This window comes from Pseudomonas akapageensis, from assembly GCF_011355085.1.
GTDB lineage: Bacteria > Pseudomonadota > Gammaproteobacteria > Pseudomonadales > Pseudomonadaceae > Aquipseudomonas > Aquipseudomonas akapageensis.
On sequence record NZ_VXCP01000016.1, the window covers coordinates 181171 to 202658 of the forward strand.

Here is a 21488-nt window from a genome sequence, read left to right on the forward strand (position 1 = left end):
ATAGAGTCTATGCAGGGCGTGTGCCAGTTTTGTTGCAGGGGGTTTAAGATTTTGTGGAGGCCTTTGTTTTCGGGGGGTGTAGCGGTTTTTTTGGCTTTTTGAGTGGCACTTGCGCTGTGCCACGAAGGGGATACAAGCCGGGGCGCGCGCATTGCTGCGGTGCACGGGATTGGTCCGGTGCACAAAAGCGGCGTTTTTTTGAGGGGCCTGTCGGCCCCTATCGCGGGCAAGTCGAGAGGCCCTAAAGCTCCAGCGCCAAAGCCTCAAGCTGCTCCTGCCGCTCTGCCTGGCTCAACCGCGCCTGCGGATTGAGCGAAGACCACTGCGGATGCGCCCGGGCCTTGTTCAAGGCTTCGGGCAATTTCCCCTCGCGCCAGCTTTTATCCTGCGGTGTGGCCACCTTGATGCTGTCCATGGCGGCATGGCCGCGCACGTTCAGCGCCGCGAGCAATTGCCGTTGGCGCAGGGCGAGCAGGCGGAGCACGTTATCGTCCACCGTCAATTCTCGCTGGCCCTTGAGCTTGCCCAGCAGGCGCGAGCCATAGCTGCGTGCCGTTTGCAGTGCACCGCCGGCCAGTGCGCCAGCCAGCGCAGCCACACCCAGCGTCACGCCGCCCACCAGCAAGTCGACACCGGCCCCGGCCGCCGCGCCCGCTGCAATGCCACCACCGACCCGCACACCCAATTGCTTGAGGGTTTCAGGGTTGAACAGGTCATCGCCCCAACGGCCATCGAGCAAAGGCAGGTCATTGGCGGCAGCATCCTGCTGGCGGAATGCATAAAGTTTGAGCAGGGCTTCGACGCAGCGCTGCTCACGCTGACGAATGGCCTGGCGCAGTTCGGTGATTGCGGCCAATTCCTGGTCAGGATCGGCGACCACGCTGCGACGGCAGGCAGCACAATCGAGCAACAGTTCGGCAATCAGGCGGCGCGCACTCTGCAGGCGAGCCACACGCTGGGCCTGCTGGTCGTCGATCAAGCGTTGCAGGGCCGGGCGGGCGTTTTCCAGGAGCAAGGCCAGGCTTTCGTAGAGACGCCGCTCGCCATCTTCGGGCGGCGCCACGCTGTCGAAACGCACCAGCGCGTGCAACCCGAGGCGGGCCAGTGCTTCGCGCCAGTCGCCCTCACGGTGATCGTCGCTGGCGACAAAATTGAGGACCGGCAACAGCGGCTTGCCACAGCCGGCCAGTACTTCCAGTTCGTCACGGTACTTGGCCAGCACCGGCTCGCGGGCATCGATCACATACAGGCCAGCATCGGAAGCGAGCATTTGCCGCAGGACCTTGGCCTCCTGCTCGAACCGTTGGCGCGCCTCGCTGCCCTGGAGAAACCGCTCCAGCCGCGCGGGGCCATCCAGGCGTTCGCCAGGGCGCTCCAACCGTTCGAGATAGTCGAGCAGGGCGATGGCGTCTTCAAGACCGGGTGTGTCATAGAGTTCCAGTAAAGCCTGACCATCGACCGACAAGCGTGCACCTTCGACATGCCGGGTAGTGCTCGGTCGATGCGAGACCTCACCGAATCCGACATCGCGGGTCAGGGTGCGTAGCAGCGAAGTCTTGCCGACATTGGTGTGGCCCACGACCGCCAGTTTCAGAGGCTTAGTCATGACCGCTCTCCAGCCAGGTCAGGGGCGCCGTGTCGGCGAACTTCAGTTCCAGTTTTTGCAGCGCGTTGTGCCAGTCGCCGAGTCGCTCGGCGTCCAGCGCCTGGCCTACGGGCGCCTGCAACAGCCAGATGCGTGTGGCCCCGGCGTAGCGCGCAAGTTCGGCGAGCAGCGCCAGGCTGCCGCGATCGGGGGAGCGGCGCGGATCACAGGCAATCACCAGCCGCGCCGGTGGGAAGCGGGTCATTTGTTCGAGCAGTTTGTGTCGGGACTCGCGGCTGTCGAGCACGCCCGCGTTCATCACGCTGTCAGGCAGCCGTGGCGGCCAGGGTCGTTGATCGTCCAGCTCCAGGCCGACCAATAAGGCCCCGGCACGCTCACCCTCGGCAATGCTTGTAGTCACCTGGTGCAACAGTTCGGGCGCTTCATCGTTGACGCCAAGGCGCTCACTGCTGGGCATCAACTGTTCGCGCAGTTGGCTGTAGCCCGGCAGTTTCAAATCAAGGCCGAGCCTGGCGCGGCCACGTTGCCAGCACCAGAAACAAAAAGCGGCGAGCAGCAGGCGGGGCAGGATGCCATACACCACCAGCACGCCAACCAGCCATCCAGCCCAGGCCTGCCGGGCGTTTTCGATCGCCAGGACGCTGTCGCCGCTGGCGCGGATCATGCTCTCATCGGGCATGCTGAAACCGAGCAGGCCGGGCAGGGCGCCCAAGGCCTGGGTCAAGTGAACGAAAGTGTCGGCGCCGAGAATAGTGGTTTCCCAGACGAAGCCATAACGCCGGGTCGCCAGCAGCATCAACAGCACCACCAGCGCACTGCTCAAGGCCATCAGCCAAAGCCCATGCACCAGCGCCCCCAACAGCCAGCGATTGAGCTTTTGACGTTGCAACAGCAGGACCATGGCCGGCGCCAGATGCGCGGCCTGGGCATCGCGCGCGAGTTTCTCGCTGAGCCACAGCCACAGGCGCCCGAGGCTGGCGCCGTGTTCTCCAGCCATCAGCAGGCCCAGCACCCAGCCGAGCAACAGCAGCAGATTAAGTCCGAGCAGGCTGCCCAGAGCCCAGAACACATTGACCGGTTGGTTGCCCAGGGCGGCGAAGGCGAGCCCGGCGCCGCTGATCACCGCCACGACCAATAACACCAAGAGTGCCAGGCGGGCGCCTTGTTTCCAGTGGGTGAGCCCGTCGAGCAATCCGTCGCGCTCGGCCAGCCAGAGCGCACGGTTTTCGATGCGGGTCGTCAGGTCGCCGCCCAGGTTGCGGGCGCGGCGGTTGGCCTCAAGGTCTTCGAGGGGGCCGGCGTGTTCTTCGCGCAGGCGCACCGCTTCGGTCAGCCAGAGTTTCTCCAGGGCAGTCATTGCAGTCGCGAGCATCCATTGATCGAGTCAGCCAAGAGCATAACCCAGGCGCGGGCTGATCGAGAGCCGATGCTCTGGTATCCTCGCCGTCATGAAGACATCCCTGCCCCTGAGCCTGATCGCGGCACTCGCTGAAAACCGCGTGATCGGCATCGACAATCGCATGCCCTGGCACCTGCCGGGGGATTTCAAATACTTCAAGGCCACAACCCTTGGCAAGCCGATCATCATGGGTCGCAAGACCTGGGAATCGCTCGGCCGGCCGCTGCCGGGCCGCCTCAACCTGGTGGTCAGCCGCCAGCCGGGGTTGCAGCTCGAAGGCGCTGAAGTCTTTTCCTCGCTGGACGCAGCCATCGCCCGGGCCGAAGCCTGGGCGCGTGAGCAAGGTGTCGATGAAGTGATGCTGATCGGCGGCGCGCAGTTGTATGCGCAGGCGCTGGAACAGGCCGATCGCTTGTACCTGACCCGCGTGGGCCTGAGCCCGGAAGGCGATGCCTGGTTCCCCGAGTTCGACGCCAGCCAATGGAAGCTGACGTCGAACGTGGAAAACCCGGCGACCACCGAGACCCCGGCCTACAACTTCGAGGTCTGGCAGCGCGCGTAAATTTGAAGGCCCTCCGGGCCTTGGCGCAGCCTGCGGCAGCGGCTACATGGTCCGGCGTTACACGGTCGGCGTAGCCGCTGCCGCAGGCTGCGCTCGACCGCAAAGCGGTCGCCTACTGTCTCAGGCGTGAGCCAACTCCCCATGCTCATCCGCTTCGAGCAACGCTTTATCCGTCTGTCCAAGCAACTGACTGGTAATACTCCCCGCCGTCATCGATCCGCTGACGTTCAACGCCGTACGCCCCATGTCGATCAGCGGTTCCACCGAAATCAGCAACGCCACCAGCGAAACCGGCAAGCCCATGGCCGGCAGCACGATCAGCGCGGCGAAGGTCGCACCGCCACCCACCCCGGCGACTCCGGCTGAACTCAAAGTCACGATCGCCACCAGGGTCGCGATCCACAGCGGATCGAGCGGGTTGATACCCACGGTTGGTGCGACCATCACCGCGAGCATGGCCGGGTACAGGCCGGCACAGCCATTCTGGCCGATCGTCGCCCCGAACGACGCCGCGAAGCTGGCGATCGATTGCGGAGTACCCAAACGCCGGGTTTGCGCTTCGATGCTCAGCGGAATGCTGGCGGCACTGGAGCGGCTGGTGAAGGCGAAAGTCAGCACCGGCCAGACCTTGCGTACGTAGCGCAGCGGATTGATCCCCGCCAGCGCCAGCAGCAGGCCGTGCACGCCGAACATCAGCGCCAGGCCCATGTACGAAACCGCGACAAAACTGCCGAGCTTGAGGATGTCATCCAGGTTGGAGCTGGCCACCACCTTGGTCATCAGTGCCAGTACGCCATAGGGCGTAAGTTTCATCACCAGACGCACCAGACGCATGACCCAGGCTTGCAGGGTATCGATGGCGTTAATCACGCGGGTGCCTTTTTCCACGTCGTCCTTGAGCAGTTGCAGTGCTGCGACACCCAGAAAGGCGGCGAAAATCACCACGCTGATGATCGAGGTCGGCTTGGCCCGGGCCAGGTCGGCGACCGGGTTCTGCGGGACGAACGACAGCAGCAACTGCGGGATATTCAGGTCGGCGACCTTGCCGGCATAGTCGCTCTGGATGGTCTGCATCCGCGCCAGTTCCTGGGTACCGGCCACCAGGCCCTCGGCAGTGAGGCCGAACAGGTTGGTCAGGCCGATGCCGATCAGCGCGGCGATCATCGTGGTAAACAGCAGCGTGCCAATGGTCAGGAAGCTGATCTTGCCCAGCGAGGACGCGTTATGCAGCCGGGTGACCGCACTGAGGATGGACGCGAAGATCAGCGGCATGACGATCATCTGCAACAGTTGCACATAACCATTGCCGACCAGATCGAGCCAGCCGAAGGTGGCTTTCAGCGTGGCATCACCTGTGCCGTAGATCGCATGCAGAGCGCTGCCGAACAGCACGCCCAGGACCAAAGCGAACAACACCTTTTTGGCCAGACTCCATGTGGTTCGGTCAGTTTGAGCGATGCCCAGCAGCAACGCTGCGAACACCAGCACGTTAAGGGACAGCGGCAAATTCATTGAAGCTCCAGAAAAACGGCGGGGGCATTTCGTGTTTGTGCGCGTTTGCGAACAGAAATGCTAACAGCTTGAAAACTAATGAATTTATATCGAGATGGAATGGTATCCGTCGTTTTTGGAATAAGGCGCTGACGTTTTCAGCTAAATCGCTGCCGTAATCAGAACGGGGACGGTCGGCGGGAGAGCAGGACGTTCATCTGCATCTGCTAGTTTTTCCTGATCATTCAGGGAGGTATGTAGATGAAACTTGCTCCGAAATTGTTTACCGCGGCGCTGAGCCTGGCATTGGCCGGTCAAACCCTGGCCACCGAGTTGAAGAGCTGGCCGGCGCCTGCCGCCAAGCAGCTCGAGGCGATGATCGCGGCCAATGCCAACAAGGGTAACTACGCGGTGTTCGACATGGACAACACCAGTTACCGTTTCGATCTGGAAGAGTCGTTGTTGCCGTTCATGGAGAACAAGGGCCTGCTGACGCGGGAAAAACTCGATCCTTCGCTCAAGTTGATGCCCTTCAAGGACACCGCCACGCACAAGGAGAGCCTGTTCAGTTACTACTACCGGCTCTGCGAAGTCGATGACATGGTCTGCTACCCCTGGGTCGCCCAGGTGTTCTCCGGCTTCACCCTCAAGGAGCTCAAGGGTCACGTCGACGAGATGATGGCTTCTGGCAAGCCGATACCAAGTACCTACTACGAAGGCGATACGGTCAAGACAATCGATGTCGAGCCGCCTCGGGTTTTCAAGGGCCAGACCGAGCTGTACAACAAGCTGATGGAAAACGGCATCGAAGTCTATGTCATGACCGCCGCTTCCGAAGAGCTGGTGCGCATGGTCGCTTCGGACCCGAAATACGGCTACAACGTCAAACCACAGAACGTCATCGGTGTGAGCCTGTTGCTCAAGGATCGCAACAACGGCGAGCTGACCACGGCGCGCAAGCAGATCACCGCTGGCAAGTATGACGAGAAGGCCAACCTCGGCCTGGAACTGACCCCGTACCTGTGGACCCCGGCGACCTGGATGGCTGGCAAGCAGGCGGCGATCCTGACCTACATCGATCAGTGGAAGAAGCCAGTGCTGGTCGGCGGCGATACGCCGAGCAGCGATGGTTACATGCTGTTTCACAGTGTGGACGTGGCCAAGGGCGGGGTGCACCTGTGGGTCAACCGCAAGGCCAAATACATGGACCAGATCAACGGGATGATGGCCAAGAATGCGGCGGCCCAGGCCCAGGAAGGGCTGGCGGTGACGGCGGACAAGAATTGGGTGATTGTGAAACCTGAAGAAATTCAGTAACCGATCACCGCGATGGGCCTCAAAGAGGCCCCAACCCCCGCCCTTCCAGAAACACGTCCTAGGAACTATCCTGCGCAAGCTGTCGCCTCCGGATGATTGTCCGATCCACGTCACAGGGCTACCTTCGCTCAGTCGCTGAACCCAGCGGCCGGGCGTGAGAACCCGGTGAGAGTGTCGTGCAATAGCTCCGTTATGGCAGCTCTGCGCGGGCAGGCTTGCGCCTGGCCGGTTTCCACACTCATCGGTTCTCACCCCGCGCATGGCTGCCACCCAACCCCGTGAGAAGGAGGGTGGCACTGCCCATAACCGGAGAGTGTGTACATGAACAAAATCGTCCCCGACCCACCTTTCACCCTCGGCAAAACCACCACCACCCCATTCGGCACCTGCGACGCCGGCCACGCCCCGTTGTTCGCGGTGCGCGATGGCATTGCCGCTGAAGATGCGTTGGTCCATGCCTCGTTGTTGTTACGAGGCGTCTGCGACACCACCAGCGCGTGTTGCCAGCAGAGCAGCAGTTTTGAGCAAAACGGCCTGCTCTGGTCCAGCTTGCACAGCGCCGAAATGGCCAAGGCCTTGGTCGATGCCGTACTCGACGGCATGCACCTGTAGCCGCTGCCGCAGGCTGCGCTCGCCTGTGCAACAGGCGCAGGATCTCAAGATCGCCGGGGGCCTTCCGGCCCCAGCGCAGCCTTCGGCAGCGGCTACAGGGTTTGTCTGAAAGTTTCGGGAAGCATAAAAAAACCGGCGCCTGAGCGCCGGTTTTTCATTGCCACAACGGCTTACAGCCCGTCGAGCATCGCCTTGTCACGCACCGCACCCTTGTCGGCACTGGTCGCCAGCAGGGCGTAGGCCTTCAGCGCAGTAGTCACCTTGCGTGGACGCACTTCAACCGGCTTCCAACCCTTCTTGTCCTGCTCAACGCGGCGGGCGGCGAGCTCTTCGTCGCTGACCAGCAGGTTGATCGAGCGGTTCGGAATGTCGATCAGTACCTTGTCGCCATCCTGCACCAGGCCGATCGCGCCACCGGCAGCGGCTTCAGGCGAAGCGTGGCCGATGGACAGGCCCGAAGTACCGCCGGAGAAACGGCCGTCGGTCAGCAGGGCGCAAGCTTTGCCCAGGCCCTTGGACTTCAGGTACGACGTCGGATAGAGCATTTCCTGCATGCCCGGGCCGCCTTTCGGGCCTTCGTAGCGGATGATGACGATGTCGCCTTCCTTCACTTCGTCGGCGAGGATGCCGCGCACGGCGCTGTCCTGGCTTTCGAAGATCTTCGCGTTGCCTTCGAACACATGGATCGACTCGTCGACGCCGGCAGTTTTCACCACGCAACCGTCCAGGGCGATGTTGCCGTACAGCACGGCCAGGCCGCCTTCTTTCGAATAGGCGTGCTCGAAGCTGCGGATGCAGCCATTTTCACGGTCGTCGTCGAGGGTTTCCCAACGGGTCGACTGGCTGAATGCGGTCTGGGTCGGGATACCTGCCGGGCCTGCCTTGAAGAAGTGGTGTACCGCTTCGTCGTCGGTCTGGGTGATGTCCCACTTGGCGATGGCCTCTTCCATGCTGCGGCTGTGCACGGTCGGCAGGTCGGTGTGCAGCAGGCCGCCACGGGCCAGCGAACCGAGGATGCTGAAGATGCCGCCGGCGCGGTGCACGTCTTCCATGTGGTACTTCTGGATGTTCGGCGCGACCTTGCACAGTTGCGGCACCTTGCGCGACAGGCGATCGATGTCGCGCAGGTCGAACGCAATTTCGGCTTCCTGGGCGGCGGCCAGCAGGTGCAGGATGGTGTTGGTCGAACCGCCCATGGCGATGTCGAGCATCATGGCGTTCTCGAACGCCTTGAAGTTGGCGATGTTGCGTGGCAGTACCGACTCGTCGTTTTCGCCGTAGTAGCGTTTGCACAGCTCGACGATGGTGCGGCCGGCCTGCAGGAACAGCTGTTCGCGGTCGCTGTGGGTGGCCAGGGTCGAACCGTTGCCCGGCAGGGCCAGGCCCAGGGCTTCGGTCAGGCAGTTCATCGAGTTGGCGGTGAACATGCCGGAGCACGAACCGCAGGTCGGGCAGGCGCTGCGCTCGTACTCGGCGACTTTCTCGTCGGAAGCGCTGGAGTCGGCGGCGATGACCATGGCGTCGACCAGGTCCAGGCCGTGGCTGGCCAGTTTGGTCTTGCCGGCTTCCATCGGGCCGCCGGAAACGAAGATCACCGGGATGTTCAGGCGCAGGGCGGCCATCAGCATGCCGGGGGTGATCTTGTCGCAGTTGGAAATGCAGACGATCGCGTCGGCACAGTGGGCGTTGACCATGTATTCGACGGAGTCGGCGATGATCTCGCGGCTCGGCAGCGAATAGAGCATGCCGTCATGGCCCATGGCGATACCGTCGTCGACCGCGATGGTGTTGAATTCCTTGGCCACGCCACCGGCGCGTTCGATTTCGCGGGCAACCAGCTGGCCCAGGTCCTTGAGGTGGACGTGGCCGGGTACGAACTGGGTGAACGAGTTGGCGATGGCGATGATCGGCTTTTTGAAGTCGTCGTCTTTCATCCCGGTGGCACGCCACAGGGCGCGCGCGCCGGCCATATTGCGGCCGTGGGTCGACGTTTTCGAGCGGTAATCAGGCATGTAGCACTCCGGGCGGCTAATCAGTATTGGTAAGGGAGTGAGCTTCTCTTGTCCTTTGCACCGGCGGCATGTGGTCGCGGTGCGGATGAAGCCGGTGACGCTGCGGGATCGCCGCGCGCTCGGCCAGAGCTCATAAACCCGCCGGGGGATGATTGGCGATGAATAGGCCGATTCTACACCGCTGCAGGCAAGAAGGAATGGTATGGCCGATCAGGAGTAGATTTCTCTGCTTCTCGTTCCCACGCTCTGCGTGGGAATGCAGTTTCAGACGCGCAGCAAAGAGACGCGGAGCGTCAGGGGAGGCATTCCCACGCGGAGCGTGGGAACGAGCAGGAGACTTAGCTGTTAGGCAGCAGCCGGCAGGTAATGCTCTTGATGTAGCGGGTTTCCGGAATCGCCGGGTGCACCGGATGGTCCGGGCCCTGGCCGCCGCGTTCGAGCAGCTGGATGTTACGGTCCAGATGACGGGCGCTGGTCAACAGGATGTTCTGCAAGTCGTCTTCGGGCAGGTGCATCGAGCAGGATGCGCTGACCAGGATGCCATCCTTGGTCAGCAGGCGCATGGCCTGTTCGTTCAGGCGACGGTAGGCCGCCTCGCCGTTTTTCAGGTCTTTCTTGCGTTTGATGAAGGCGGGCGGGTCGGCGACGATGACGTCGAAGCGCTCTTCGCTGGCCTTGAGTTCTTTCAACGCTTCGAACACGTCACCTTCGATGCAGGTGACTTTCTCGGCGAAACCGTTGAGGGCCGCGTTGCGCTCCACGCCATCGAGGGCGAAGGCCGAGGCGTCAACGCAAAAGACTTCGCTGGCGCCGAAAGCGCCGGCCTGCACGCCCCAGCCTCCGATGTAGCTGAACAGGTCGAGTACACGCTTGCCTTTGACGTAGGGCGCCAGGCGCGCACGGTTCATGCGATGGTCGTAGAACCAGCCGGTCTTCTGGCCTTCCATGACCGGTGCTTCGAACTTCACGCCGTTCTCTTCCAGTGCCACCCATTCCGGCACCAGGCCGAAGGCGGTCTCGACGTAGCGATTGAGGCCTTCGGCATCGCGCGCGGCAGAATCGTTCTTGAACAGGATGCCGCTGGGCTTGAGCACCTGGATCAGGGCAGCCAGCACGTCATCACGGTGTTGTTCCATGGTGGCCGAGGCCAACTGCACCACGAGAATGTCGCCAAAACGGTCGACAACCAGGCCCGGCAACAGGTCGGAATCGCCATAGACCAGGCGGTAGTACGGCTTGTCGAACAGCCGCTCGCGCAACGAAAGGGCGACATTGAGGCGGTGCACCAGCAGCGACTTGTCCAGCGGCAGCTTGGCATCGCGCGACAGCAGGCGAGCGCAGATCAGGTTGTTCGGGCTCATGGCAACGATGCCCAGCGGCTTGCCGCCAGCGGCTTCGAGCACCGCCTGATCGCCAGCCTTGAAGCCATGCAACGGGGTGGCGGCTACGTCGATCTCGTTACTGTAGACCCACAGGTGACCGGCGCGCAGGCGGCGGTCGGCATTGGCTTTGAGGCGAAGGCTGGGCAGGGACATGAAGTCGCTCCGGAAAAAAGAGCGAGATTATAGCGCGTCAGCCGGGTTGCCGGTCTGGCTGACGACAAATAGCCGGTTCAGCCGCCCATGGCTTCGATCAGCTGCCTGCTGAAGGCGGGGAGGTCATCGGGTTCTCGACTGCTGATCAGGTTGCCATCGGTGACGACTTCTTTGTCGACCCAGCGCCCGCCCGCGTTGGTAATGTCGTCCTTGAGGCTCCTGTAGCTGGTCATGGTCTTGCCCTTGACCAGGCCTGCGGACACCAGCAACCAGCCACCATGACAGATTACCGCGATGGGCTTGCCTTCGGAGTTGTGGGCCTTGATCAGTTTCTGCGCAGCCGGGATGCAGCGGATCGTGTCGGAGTTCTGCACTCCGCCGGGCAGTACGATGGCGTCGTATTCATCGATATTGGTGGCTTCGAACGTCTTGTCGACCTTGAAGTCATCGGCCGGCTTGTCGTGATGCCAGCCTTTGACCTGGCCGGCATGCTGGGAAAGGATGTCGACTTTTACACCGCTGCGTTCCAGGGCCGACTTGGGCCCGGTCAATTCCACCTGTTCGAAACCATCTGTAACCAGAATGGCAACACGTTTGCCGTTCAATGGCCGGGTCATGGAGTTCTCCACATTTACAGGGCATCTGCATACTGGGACCCGGTAGATTGCGAAAGTTCCTTGAAGGTGTGGTAGTGGTTGTCCGATCAGCCCCTTGCAGGGTTAAAATCGCCGCTCAGTCCCGAGTGTGTACTTATGTCCCAAGAGCTTTCCGCCGAGCAGATCCAGCAGGTCCTGCAAGGTATCAGCGTGCCGCCCCAACCGCAGATCATGGTGGATCTGCAGATGGAGCAATACATGCCTGATCCGGATCTGGAAGCGATTGCCCGGTTGATTTCCCAGGACCCGGGGCTTTCCGGGGCGCTGCTGAAGATTATCAATTCACCGTATTACGGTCTGAGCCACAAGATCGCGTCGATCCAGCGCGCGGTGATCCTGTTGGGCAGCCGCTCGACCATCAACATGGTCAACGCCCAGTCGATCAAAGGCGAGATGAGTGACGAAACCATCCTGACCCTGAACCGTTTCTGGGACACGGCCCAGGATGTCGCGATGACCTGCATGACCCTGGCCAAGCGCATTGGCTATCAGGCTGTGGACGAAGCCTATGCGCTGGGACTGTTCCACGATTGCGGCATCCCGCTGATGCTCAAGCGGTTTCCGGATTACATGGGCGTGCTGGAGCGGGCCTATGCCGATGCCGGACCGAGCAAACGCATCGTGGATACGGAAAACGAGGCGTTCAATACCAATCATGCGGTCGTCGGCTACTACACGGCCAAGTCGTGGCGCTTGCCTGAGCACTTGAGCGAGGCCATTGCCAATCACCACAACGCCTTGGCAATTTTCAGCGACGAGTCCACGCGCAACAGCCAGCTCAAGAATCTGCTGGCAATCCTGAAGATGGCCGAGCACATTTGTTCCTCGTACCGGATACTGGGTAACCAGACCGAAGACCATGAATGGAACAGCATTGGTCATTTGGTGCTCGATTTCGTCGGTCTGTCGGATTACGACTTCGAGAACCTCAAGGAAACCATTCGCGAATTGAGTAGCCACTGATTCTCCATGCCTGAATTACCAGAAGTCGAAACCACCCGACGCGGCATTGCCCCTTATCTCGAAGGCCAGCGCGTCAATCGCGTGATCGTCCGCGACCGCCGCCTGCGCTGGCCTATTCCGGAAGACCTCGATGTGCGCCTGTCCGGGCAACGCATCGTCAGCGTCGAACGCCGGGCCAAATACTTGCTGATCAATGCCGAGGTCGGCACCTTGATCAGCCACCTGGGCATGTCAGGCAACTTGCGGATGGTCGAAGTGGGGTTGCCGGCGCTCAAGCATGAGCACGTGGATATCGAGCTGGAATCGGGTCTTGCCCTGCGGTACACCGATCCTCGGCGTTTTGGCGCGATGCTCTGGAGCCTTGACCCCCTGCATCATGAACTGCTGGTGCGACTGGGCCCGGAGCCGCTGACCGATCTGTTCGACGGTGACAGGTTGTTCCAGCAGTCGCGGGGGCGGGTGATGGCGGTCAAGCCGTTCATCATGGACAACGCGGTGGTGGTCGGTGTCGGTAACATCTATGCGACCGAAGCCTTGTTCGCCGCCGGAATAGACCCGCGGCGCGAGGCCGGCAGCATTTCCCGTGCGCGCTACCTGAAGCTGGCGATCGAGATCAAGCGCATTCTGGCCCATGCCATCGAGCGTGGCGGCACCACCTTGCGCGATTTCATCGGCGGCGATGGCAAGCCGGGCTACTTCCAGCAGGAGCTGTTCGTCTACGGGCGCGGCGAAGAATTGTGCAAGGTCTGCGGCAGTACCTTGCGTGAAATCAAGCTGGGCCAGCGGGCCAGTGTGTACTGCCCGCGGTGCCAGCGTTAGCCTTCACAGCCTTGATCGTGGTGGCAGGGCTTACACCTTGCCGGTGATCTTCAGGTATTTGGCCATCAACTCTTCCTGAGTCTCCGGATGGGCTTCATCCAGCGGGATGCAGTCGACCGGGCAGACTTGCTGGCATTGCGGCTCGTCGTAGTGGCCGACGCACTGGGTGCACAGGTTCGGGTCGATCACATAGATCTCTTCGCCCTGGGAGATGGCAGCGTTCGGGCACTCAGGTTCGCAGACGTCGCAGTTGATGCAATCGTCGGTGATGATCAGGGACATGGGGACTCCGGCCAGGGATCAGGGCCCAGGCATATGAAAACTAATGCGTACAATTGTGCCGCATTAACGCCCGCAGTGCACGCGGGCGCCGCTTTCATGCGTCGGTTGTCAGCGCTTGAAGCGCTCGGTCAGGGCATCGGCCACGATCGGGTGGACGAATTTACTGATATCGCCGCCCAATGCCGCGATTTCGCGGACCAGGGTCGAGGAGATGAACGAGTAGCGCTCCGAAGGCGTCAGGAACAGGCTTTCGACGTCCGGTGCCAGCTGGCGGTTCATGTTGGCCAGTTGAAACTCGTATTCGAAGTCGGAGACCGCACGCAGGCCACGCAGGAACACGTTGGCATTCTGCTCTTTGGCAAAATGTGCAAGCAGCGTGGAAAAACCCACCACTTCCACGTTGGGCAGGTGCTTGGTGACCTCGCGAGCGAGTTCTACCCGCTGTTCCAGGGGAAATAGCGGGTTTTTCCTGGGGCTGGCGGCGACTGCAATGATCACGTGGTCGAACAGGCGCGAGGCACGTTCGACCAGATCGCCATGGCCCTTGGTAATAGGGTCGAAGGTACCTGGGTACAACACTCGGTTCATCGCGTCGTCCTGGCAGGAGTGCTTTGGGGATTCGGATGGTATCGCAGCATGATCGGTCGGCCAAGTCGTGCGACACGCCAGAACGGACTATAGACAAGGCGAATAAACCTTGTCATCAGGCTGTGCGCAGTCTTTGTGCCAGGGCCGTGGCCAGTTGCGCACTCAAGCCATAGATCGACAACTGCGGGTTGGCACCGATACTGGTTGGAAACAGCGAGCCGTCATGGATCGACAGGTTCTGCAGCTGGTGATGGCGACCGAGGCTGTCGGTGACCGCCCGTTTCGGGTCTTCGCCCATCGCGCAGCCACCCATGACATGGGCGCTGCCCAGGCGCGTGCGGTATAGCTCAAGGCTCAGGCCGTCGATCATCTGCCGGGCCTCGGCCAGGGTTTTCACGTAGCGGGCGTCACTGTGCAGCGGCATTACCGCCTCGGCACCGGCGGCGAACTGAATTTCGGCCATGCTGTGGAACGCCCGGCGCAAGCCATCCCAGGTGTAAGCCGAGACCTGATAGTCGAGCACCGGCGTGCCATCGCCACGCAAATGCACGGAGCCGCCCGGGCTTTCAGGGTGAAAGCCGTCGCGCATCAATGCCAGCATCACGTGGGTATGCGGCAGCTGTTCCATTTGCAGGGCATTGTCCTTGCCGAAACCGCCGAGCAGCGTGGTCGCCAGCGCGGGCTGCAAGGGCGGGACTTCCAGTTTGTAGGACATCCGTCCGGTAGTGCCGTCGAGCCATTGGAAATGGTCGGAGTAAATCGACTGTGGCGCGCCGTAGAAGGGGTTGACCACCTCCTTGAAGTGCCCGGCAGACAAGTTGACCACGTGCAGGAAGGTCCGTTTGCCGAGCAGCTCATGCGGGTCCGGTGCATTCGAGCGCATCAGCAGGGCGGGGCTGTTGATACCGCCGCCAGCCAGCACGTAGTGGCGGGCCTTGACCGTGATGGTGCGCCCGTTCGGCGCCACGCAGCGCGGATCCATGGCCAGGCATTGCAGGCTGGAGATCTTGTCGCCGTCGAAGATGAACCGTTCGGCGCGGGCCAGGTAGAGCAGTTCGCCGCCCTTCTCCAGAGTGGCGGGGATGGTGGTCACCATCATCGACTGCTTGGCATTGACCGGGCAGCCCATGCCGCAATAGCCCAGGTTCCAGCAACCGCGAACGTTGCGCGGTATGACTTTCCAGTGGTAGCCGAGCTTCTCGCAACCGGTGCGGATCACCTCGTTGTTGGCATTGGGCGGCATGATCCAGGGGGCGACGCCGAGGCGTTGTTCCATCTGCTCGAACCAGGGCGCCATCTCTTCGCTGCTGTGGCCCTTGACCCCGTGCTCACGGGCCCAGTATTCCAGGGTCGGCGCCGGGGTGCGAAAGCTCGACGTCCAATTGATCAGCGTGGTGCCGCCTACCGCCCGCCCCTGCAGGATAGTGATGGCGCCATCCTTGGTCATGCGCCCGATGCCTTCCTGGTAGAGGCTGCTGTAGGCTTCTGCTTCCAGCATCTTGAAGTCGCTGCTTGTCTTGAGCGGGCCTTCTTCGATCAGCAGAACGCGGTAACCCGCTGCGCTGAGGATCTCGGCACTGGTTGCGCCACCGGCACCACTGCCGATGATGGCGACGTCCGCTTCCAGTGTCAGGTCTTGCTCCAGTCGGGAGCTATCATGGGTTTTCCAGCCGCGGGCAATGCCTTCGCGAAACGGGTCAGGTACGGGCATGGGGACACTCTTGTTGTTATGGGTTCAGATTTTCGGTGGGCCGGGATAGCCACAATGGGCCCAGGATTCCGCGCGGCTGTACCAGGCCATCATCACCAATTGCACCAGTGAGCTGTGGCCCATGCGCAGCAGGTCAAGGGAACTGTTTTGCCAGCGTGCGAGGAAGTGGCGGATCTGTTCGGCGCTGGCGTTTTCCCATGCCCCCCAGATGCCGGTCAGCGGGCCACGGGTGACCGGCATGGCCAGGACATCGAACAGTTGCCGGGTCAGCTTGAGCATTTCCGGGGACAGGTGATCGAGGCTGTAGTCCAGGCTTTGCAGGGTGCCAGCGACGGCATCCTGCATCTTGTCGGCACTCTGGCTGCCCGCGAGCAGGACCGCAATCAACGCCCGCAGCATGGGCAGGTCGCTGTCGCGCAGGGCCTTGTAGCCGCTTGCCGGGTGGCTGCTCGAGCAGCCACTGAGGCTGGCGCCAACCCCGGCGGTAGCAAGGAAAACGCTGGCGCCCAGGCTGAACTTCAATAGGCCGCGTCGGCTCAACGTGGCGGTTTCTGGCAGGCTTGTCGTCATTTTTATAAGGCCTGAGGTTGATTTTTGATCAGCGGATGAACAGCTTGAACACCAGCTTTTGCAGGGACTTCCCATAAGGCGGGTAGATCAGGCGGGCGGCATTGAAACGCTGTTTGATCAGTACGCTCTTGGCCTTGCTGAAGGTCAGGAAGCCTTCATGGCCGTGATAATGGCCCATCCCCGAGGGGCCGATGCCGCCGAAGGGCAGGTCGTCCTGGGCCACGTGCAGCAACGTATCGTTCATGCAGGCACCGCCGGAGTGGGTCTGGTCGAGAACCCGCTGCTGTTCGGCCTTGTTGTAGCCGAAGTAATACAGCGCCAGCGGTCGAGGGCGCTGGTTGATGTAGGCGAATGCCTCTTCGATAGTGCCGTATGGCACGATCGGCAATAGTGGACCGAAGATTTCGTCCTGCATGACCCGCATGCCGTCGTTCACATCGAGCAACAGGTGCGGATTCATTCTGCGGCCCAGGCGTTGCTCTTGCGGGTACAGGTCGATGATTTTTGCGCCTTTGCGGCGGGCGTCTTCCAGGTAGCCGTCGAGCCGGGTCAGCTGCCGCTCGTTGATGATGGCGGTGTAGTCGGGATTGTTGGTCAGCCTCGGATAGAAATCGTTCACTACCTGGCGATAGGTCTCGACGAAATCATTGACACGCTCTTGTGGCACCAGCACGTAATCCGGGGCGACACAGGTCTGGCCGGCATTGACGTTCTTGCCGAATGCAATGCGTTCGGCCGCATCCTTGAGCGGAACATCCGCTGAAACAATGGCGGGTGACTTGCCGCCCAGCTCCAGGGTGACCGGTGTCAGGTTTTCTGCGGCGGCACGCATGACATGCCGGCCGACGCTGGTGGCGCCAGTGAACAGCAGATGGTCGAACGGTAGTTTCGAGAAGGCCACGCCGACGTCGGCTTCACCCAGCACCACCGCGACCAGATCCTGTGGAAATACTCGCTCGAGCAGGGCTTTCATCAGTTGGCTGGCGGCCGGCGTCGCTTCACTGAGCTTGAGCATGACCCGGTTGCCCGCCGCCAGGGCGCCAGTCAAGGGGCCCATGGCCAGGAACAGTGGGTAGTTCCACGGCACGATGACCCCGACCACGCCCAGTGGCTGATACACCACCTTGGCCGCTGCGGGCTGGAACGCCAGGCCGACCTTGCGCCGCGAAGCCTTCATCCAGCGCTTGAGGTGCTTGCTGGCGTAGTGGATGCCCTGGACGCTGGGCATCAGTTCGGCGAGCAGGGTTTCATCGGCACTGCGGTTGCTGAAATCCTGACTGATGGCTTCGATCAGGGCCGATTGTTCGTTGATCAACAACTCACGCAAAGTCTTGAGCCACTGCTGGCGCTGCGCTGCGGGTGGCATGGGGTTCGCTGCAAAAGCCTGGCGCTGAGCTGCAAAGAGTTGCTCCAGTTCGCTGAGTGAGGATCGCGTTTCTTCAAGGCAAGCAACATCGACAGTCATGACAGGCTCCATGGCGAATGAATTAATAGAGCTTATACTCTAATTATTTGCGAGCGCGAGTCTTTTTACAAAAAAGGTCGATGCATTGGTCGGCGCATAAACCGTAAGATGACAGCATTGAATTCAAGCTCATGCCTGGAAAAGATCATGGCCCCGCGACTCAAAACCCGCGAGCGCATCGTGCAAAACAGCCTCGAACTGTTTAACCAGCAAGGTGAGCGCAGCGTCAGTACCAACCATATCGCCGCGCATATGGAAATCTCGCCCGGCAACCTCTATTACCATTTCGCCAACAAGCAAGAGATCATCGCCGTCCTGTTCAGCGAGTACGAAAACCTGGTCGACAGCTTTTTGCGCCCGCCCCAGGGGCGGCCCTCGACCGTCGACGACAAGCGCTTCTATCTCAAGGAGTTGCTGGCGGCGATGTGGAATTACCGGTTCCTGCACAGGGACCTGGAACACCTGCTCGACAGTGATGCGGAGCTGGCCGAACGTTACCGGCGCTTCTCGCAGCGTTGCCTGATCCAGGGGCAGGGGATCTACCGTGGCTTTGTCGATGCGGGCATCCTGCACATGGACAAGGTTCAGATCGAATCGATCACCCTCAATGCCTGGATCATCCTGACGTCCTGGGTGCGCTTTCTCTGCACCACGCGGGAAAATTCCGCGCACTTGAGCGAGGAGGCGATCAAACGCGGTGTCTATCAGGTAGTGATGCTGGAAATGGGCTATGTCACCGCCCAGGCCCGCAGTGCGGTCGATGCCTTGTGCCAGGAATTTTTTGTACCGCTGAACCGCGCTCTGGAGCAGTAAGAAAGGCGCGAGTGTTCAGCGTTCACTGATTGTCGTTCAACTCGGGAGGCTGCCATGCCCATTGCGCAACTGATAGAACCCCAGCAGCTCTATGCTCGTCTCCAGGAACCGGGGCTGGTCATTCTGGATTGTCGTTTTGCCCTGGAAGATTCCGAATACGGCCTGCGCAGCTATGCCGAAGGCCATATCGAGGGCGCTCATTTCGCTGACCTCGAGCGCGACCTCAGTGGGCATGTGGTCAAGGGCGTGACCGGTCGTCACCCGCTGCCACAGCCGGGGCGGCTGATCGAGCGCCTGCAGAATTGGGGCATCAATGCCAACAGTGAAGTGGTGCTGTATGACGATGGCCCCGGGGCTTTTGCCGCGCGTGCCTGGTGGTTGCTGGCCTGGCTGGGCAAGCGCAATGGCGTCTATCTGCTCAATGGCGGGCTCAAGGCCTGGCATGCAGCGGGTCTGCCGTTGAGCCTGGACCCGGCGCCTACAGAGGTTGGGCATTTCTCCGGCAAGCCGGATCAAAGCCTGCTGATCAGCGCGCAACACCTGCATGAGCGCTTGGGGAACCCGGCCCTGACCTTGCTCGATGCCCGCGCCCAGCCACGCTTTCGGGGCGAGGTAGAACCGATCGATCCGGTCGCCGGCCATATTCCTGGCGCACAGTGTGCCGCCTTCACTGAAAACCTCGGCGCCGATGGGCGCTTCCTGCCCGCCGATCAACTCAAGCAGCGTTTTGCCGCCAAGCTGGGCGAGCGCTCGCCCAGCAATGTCGTGTCCTATTGCGGCTCCGGGGTGACGGCGTGCCACAACCTGTTTGCCATGTGCCTGGCCGGCTACCCCCTGGCGCCGCTGTATGCGGGTTCCTGGAGCGAGTGGATCACCAACCCGCAGCGCGAGGTTGCCACGGGCGACTGATACACGATTGGGTCAGAGCGGCAGCTGACCCAGCATCCAGCGCAGCAGAAAGAAAACCAGCAAGCCGCCGCCGATGGTCGCCAGCAAATGGCGGGTAACGGCGGCAATGGCAATGGTCACCAGACCCGCCATCAGGTAGGCATTGTCCAGGCTCAAGGCCCAGTGCTCGCCGTCAGGCAACAGCATGCCGGGTACGACAATCGCGCTCAGCACCGCGGTTGGTACATAGTGCAGGCCTTGACGCACAACCGGGGCGAAACGCAGGTGTGGAAAGGCGAACAAGCTGTAGCGCAGGGTAAAGGTGATTGCGGCCATCCCCAGAATCAGCCACCAGTAACTCATGAGTGCACCTCGCGTGGCGATTTGTCGAGCTGGCGCTCCAGTACGACACCGATAGCGATGCCACTGAAGGCGGCCGCCATCAGTCCCAGCTTGTAGGGCAGGGCATGGGTAGCCAGGGCCACGGCGCCGGCCACCAGCGCGGCGGCGATCTGCGGGAAATTGCGCAACAAGGGCACGACGATACCGATGAATGTCGCCAGCATGGCGAATTCCAGCCCCCAGCTGGCCAGATCGGGAACTGCCTGGCCAAACAACACACCCACCAGCGAACTGGACACCCAGCACAGGTACAGTGAAGTCGTCACGCCCAGCCAGTACCAATGGGCCAGAGGCTTGTCGCCGTGGAACAAATAGAACCGCTGGACCACGGCAAAGGTTTCATCGGTCAACCAGAATGCCAGCAAAACCCGCCAGCGTTGCGGCAATTGGCTGACATGCGGTTGCAAGGTGGCGCTGTAGAGCACGTGGCGCAAGTTGACGATAAAGGTTGTCAGCAGAATCACCAGGGTGCTGGCGCCTGCACCGAACAGGCTGATCACGATGAACTGGGCGGACCCGGCGTAGACGAACAGCGACATGCCGACGGCTTGCCACAGCGACAAGTGGGCGGCACCGGCCAGGGTGCCAAAAATAAGTCCGAATGGAATGATGCCGACGGCCATCGCCGTGCTGTCGCGCACGCCTCGGGAATACAGTTGTTGACGGGACATGAGACTCTCCTTGAGAGGCGCATGTTAGAGCGTCGGCAAGCGACTGTCTTTATCGATTTGACAGTCTATCGATCACCCGCACCCAGCCATTGCGGGATACGTCGCTCCAGGTAATAACCCGGTTTGTTCAACGATCCTTCGACGAAGCCCACATGTCCGCCGCGCGTGTGCAGTTCCAGCTGGGTATTGGCGGGCAGCTCGTTCATGCCGGGGACGCTATGGGGGAACACGAACGGGTCGTCGGTCGACTGGATGATCAGGGTCGGCGTCTTGTTCTCGCCCAGGTAATAGCGGCTTGAAGAGCGACGATAATAATCGTGGGCATCGGTAAAGCCATTGAGCGGAGCGGTGACTCGTCCGTCGAACTCCCAGAAAGTGCGCATGTTTTCCAGCGGCCCGAGACGGCTCAGGGCAGCCAACCCTTCGCTATGCCCTTCGTGCTGGAAGCGTCTTTGTTTGTCTTTGACGTAAGCCAGCATTTCGCGCATGAAATGCGCCTGGTAGACCCGGGAAAAGCCCATGCCGATACGGTCGGCACATTGGTCCAGGCGAAAGGGGACCGAAACCGCGACGGCTGCCTGCAATTGGCTGGCCGAACCGACCTCACCCAAGTGCTTGAGCAGTACATTTCCTCCGAGCGAGTAGCCCACGGCGTACAGCGGCGCTTGCGGGCGTGTGGCGCGCAGGTGGTTGATGGTTTCGGCAAGGTCTTCGCTGGCGCCGGAGTGGTAGCTGCGCGGCAGCAGATTCGGTTCGCCCGAGCAGCCGCGCCAGTTCAAGGCCACACTGGCCCAGCCCTGACGCGACAGTGCCGCTTGCAAGCCGCTGACATAGTGCGAAGCAGAAGAACCGGTCAGCCCATGCAGCACCAGCACCAGCGGTGCGTCGGCCTGGTGCGGGCCATTCCAGTCGAGGTCGAGAAAGTCGCCGTCGGATAACCACATCCGTTCACGCTGATGCTGCAGGACGACTTTTTTTCGACACAGCGGCCCCCATAGCGTCTGCAGGTGAGGGTTGGTCAGCCCCCAGCCGGGCGTGAACACGGCAGGTGGGCTGGTGCGCCGAGCGCTGTAGGTGTCGTCGATGGCCATGATTCCGAGAGCAGGAGCAGTCTCATGAGAGTTTG

21 protein-coding genes are annotated in these 21488 nt (G+C 61.5%); 7 read left to right on the top strand and 14 right to left on the bottom strand.

The features are described 5' to 3' along the window. Positions 1-241: 241 nt before the first annotated feature. A complete protein-coding gene (locus F2S13_RS12815) occupies positions 242-1606 on the bottom strand; it encodes a DUF3482 domain-containing protein (protein WP_166361251.1) in 1365 nt (454 codons plus the stop codon). Next, positions 1599-2963, bottom strand: coding sequence for a DUF2868 domain-containing protein (locus tag F2S13_RS12820; RefSeq protein ID WP_166361536.1), 1365 nt, complete (start codon positions 2961-2963; stop codon positions 1599-1601). Before F2S13_RS12820 ends, F2S13_RS12815 begins: the two co-directional genes overlap by 8 nt. 91 nt (positions 2964-3054) lie before the next feature. On the opposite strand from F2S13_RS12820, the gene F2S13_RS12825 reads away from it, so the two are divergent. Continuing rightward, complete coding sequence (locus F2S13_RS12825) at positions 3055-3567, top strand: dihydrofolate reductase (protein WP_166361253.1); 513 nt, start codon at positions 3055-3057, stop codon at positions 3565-3567. A gap of 120 nt (positions 3568-3687) precedes the next feature. Here the strand turns inward: F2S13_RS12825 and F2S13_RS12830 are convergent, their stop codons facing one another. Beyond that, the gene (locus tag F2S13_RS12830; RefSeq protein WP_166361255.1) at positions 3688-5079 is read right to left on the bottom strand and encodes an L-cystine transporter; all 1392 of its coding nucleotides are present in this window, start codon (positions 5077-5079) and stop codon (positions 3688-3690) included. A 240-nt stretch (positions 5080-5319) separates the two neighbouring features. On the opposite strand from F2S13_RS12830, the gene F2S13_RS12835 reads away from it, so the two are divergent. Both F2S13_RS12835 and F2S13_RS12840 read left to right on the top strand, forming a co-directional pair. Next, the gene (locus tag F2S13_RS12835) at positions 5320-6375 is read left to right on the top strand and encodes a haloacid dehalogenase-like hydrolase (RefSeq protein ID WP_166361269.1); all 1056 of its coding nucleotides are present in this window, start codon (positions 5320-5322) and stop codon (positions 6373-6375) included. Between the two features lie 321 nt (positions 6376-6696). After that, complete coding sequence (locus tag F2S13_RS12840; protein ID WP_166361271.1) at positions 6697-6987, top strand: DUF3077 domain-containing protein; 291 nt, start codon at positions 6697-6699, stop codon at positions 6985-6987. Between the two features lie 170 nt (positions 6988-7157). Here F2S13_RS12840 and ilvD read toward each other — a convergent pair whose 3' ends face one another. From ilvD to F2S13_RS12855, 3 genes are all read right to left on the bottom strand, one after another. Then, entirely contained in the window at positions 7158-8999 is a 1842-nt protein-coding gene (gene ilvD, locus F2S13_RS12845; protein ID WP_166361273.1) for a dihydroxy-acid dehydratase, read from the bottom strand. Between the two features lie 338 nt (positions 9000-9337). Continuing rightward, on the bottom strand, positions 9338-10534 hold the full coding sequence (locus tag F2S13_RS12850) for a class I SAM-dependent rRNA methyltransferase (protein WP_166361275.1): 1197 nt from the start codon (positions 10532-10534) through the stop codon (positions 9338-9340). 77 nt (positions 10535-10611) lie between these two features. After that, positions 10612-11151, bottom strand: coding sequence for a type 1 glutamine amidotransferase domain-containing protein (locus tag F2S13_RS12855; RefSeq protein ID WP_166361277.1), 540 nt, complete (start codon positions 11149-11151; stop codon positions 10612-10614). A gap of 189 nt (positions 11152-11340) precedes the next feature. On the opposite strand from F2S13_RS12855, the gene F2S13_RS12860 reads away from it, so the two are divergent. Both F2S13_RS12860 and mutM read left to right on the top strand, forming a co-directional pair. Beyond that, the gene (locus F2S13_RS12860) at positions 11341-12153 is read left to right on the top strand and encodes an HDOD domain-containing protein (protein WP_178119009.1); all 813 of its coding nucleotides are present in this window, start codon (positions 11341-11343) and stop codon (positions 12151-12153) included. Between the two features lie 6 nt (positions 12154-12159). Continuing rightward, the gene (mutM, locus tag F2S13_RS12865; protein ID WP_166361281.1) at positions 12160-12972 is read left to right on the top strand and encodes a bifunctional DNA-formamidopyrimidine glycosylase/DNA-(apurinic or apyrimidinic site) lyase; all 813 of its coding nucleotides are present in this window, start codon (positions 12160-12162) and stop codon (positions 12970-12972) included. Positions 12973-13002: 30 nt separating this feature from the next. On the opposite strand, the gene F2S13_RS12870 is transcribed toward mutM, so the two are convergent. The 5 genes from F2S13_RS12870 to F2S13_RS12890 form a co-directional block, all read right to left on the bottom strand. Next, positions 13003-13254: a YfhL family 4Fe-4S dicluster ferredoxin gene (locus F2S13_RS12870; protein ID WP_166361283.1), complete on the bottom strand. Its 252-nt coding sequence runs from the start codon at positions 13252-13254 to the stop codon at positions 13003-13005. A 108-nt stretch (positions 13255-13362) separates the two neighbouring features. Next, a complete protein-coding gene (gene coaD / locus F2S13_RS12875; RefSeq protein WP_166361285.1) occupies positions 13363-13842 on the bottom strand; it encodes a pantetheine-phosphate adenylyltransferase in 480 nt (159 codons plus the stop codon). Positions 13843-13957: 115 nt separating this feature from the next. Next, positions 13958-15553, bottom strand: a complete 1596-nt coding sequence (locus tag F2S13_RS12880; RefSeq protein ID WP_166361287.1) for a GMC family oxidoreductase — start codon at positions 15551-15553, stop codon at positions 13958-13960. Positions 15554-15577: 24 nt separating this feature from the next. Continuing rightward, positions 15578-16123, bottom strand: coding sequence for a twin-arginine translocation pathway signal protein (locus F2S13_RS12885; RefSeq protein ID WP_166361289.1), 546 nt, complete (start codon positions 16121-16123; stop codon positions 15578-15580). 28 nt (positions 16124-16151) lie between these two features. Further along, a complete protein-coding gene (locus F2S13_RS12890; protein ID WP_166361291.1) occupies positions 16152-17588 on the bottom strand; it encodes a coniferyl aldehyde dehydrogenase in 1437 nt (478 codons plus the stop codon). Positions 17589-17735: 147 nt separating this feature from the next. On the opposite strand from F2S13_RS12890, the gene F2S13_RS12895 reads away from it, so the two are divergent. Next, complete coding sequence (locus tag F2S13_RS12895; RefSeq protein WP_166361293.1) at positions 17736-18401, top strand: TetR/AcrR family transcriptional regulator; 666 nt, start codon at positions 17736-17738, stop codon at positions 18399-18401. 54 nt (positions 18402-18455) lie between these two features. Continuing rightward, positions 18456-19310, top strand: a complete 855-nt coding sequence (locus F2S13_RS12900; protein WP_166361295.1) for a sulfurtransferase — start codon at positions 18456-18458, stop codon at positions 19308-19310. A gap of 12 nt (positions 19311-19322) precedes the next feature. Here F2S13_RS12900 and F2S13_RS12905 read toward each other — a convergent pair whose 3' ends face one another. From F2S13_RS12905 to F2S13_RS12915, 3 genes are all read right to left on the bottom strand, one after another. Beyond that, a complete protein-coding gene (locus F2S13_RS12905) occupies positions 19323-19652 on the bottom strand; it encodes an AzlD domain-containing protein (protein WP_166361297.1) in 330 nt (109 codons plus the stop codon). Continuing rightward, a complete protein-coding gene (locus F2S13_RS12910) occupies positions 19649-20362 on the bottom strand; it encodes an AzlC family ABC transporter permease (protein WP_166361299.1) in 714 nt (237 codons plus the stop codon). Before F2S13_RS12910 ends, F2S13_RS12905 begins: the two co-directional genes overlap by 4 nt. A 65-nt stretch (positions 20363-20427) precedes the next feature. Next, a complete protein-coding gene (locus F2S13_RS12915; RefSeq protein WP_166361301.1) occupies positions 20428-21453 on the bottom strand; it encodes a hydrolase in 1026 nt (341 codons plus the stop codon). Between the last annotated feature and the right edge of the window lie 35 nt (positions 21454-21488).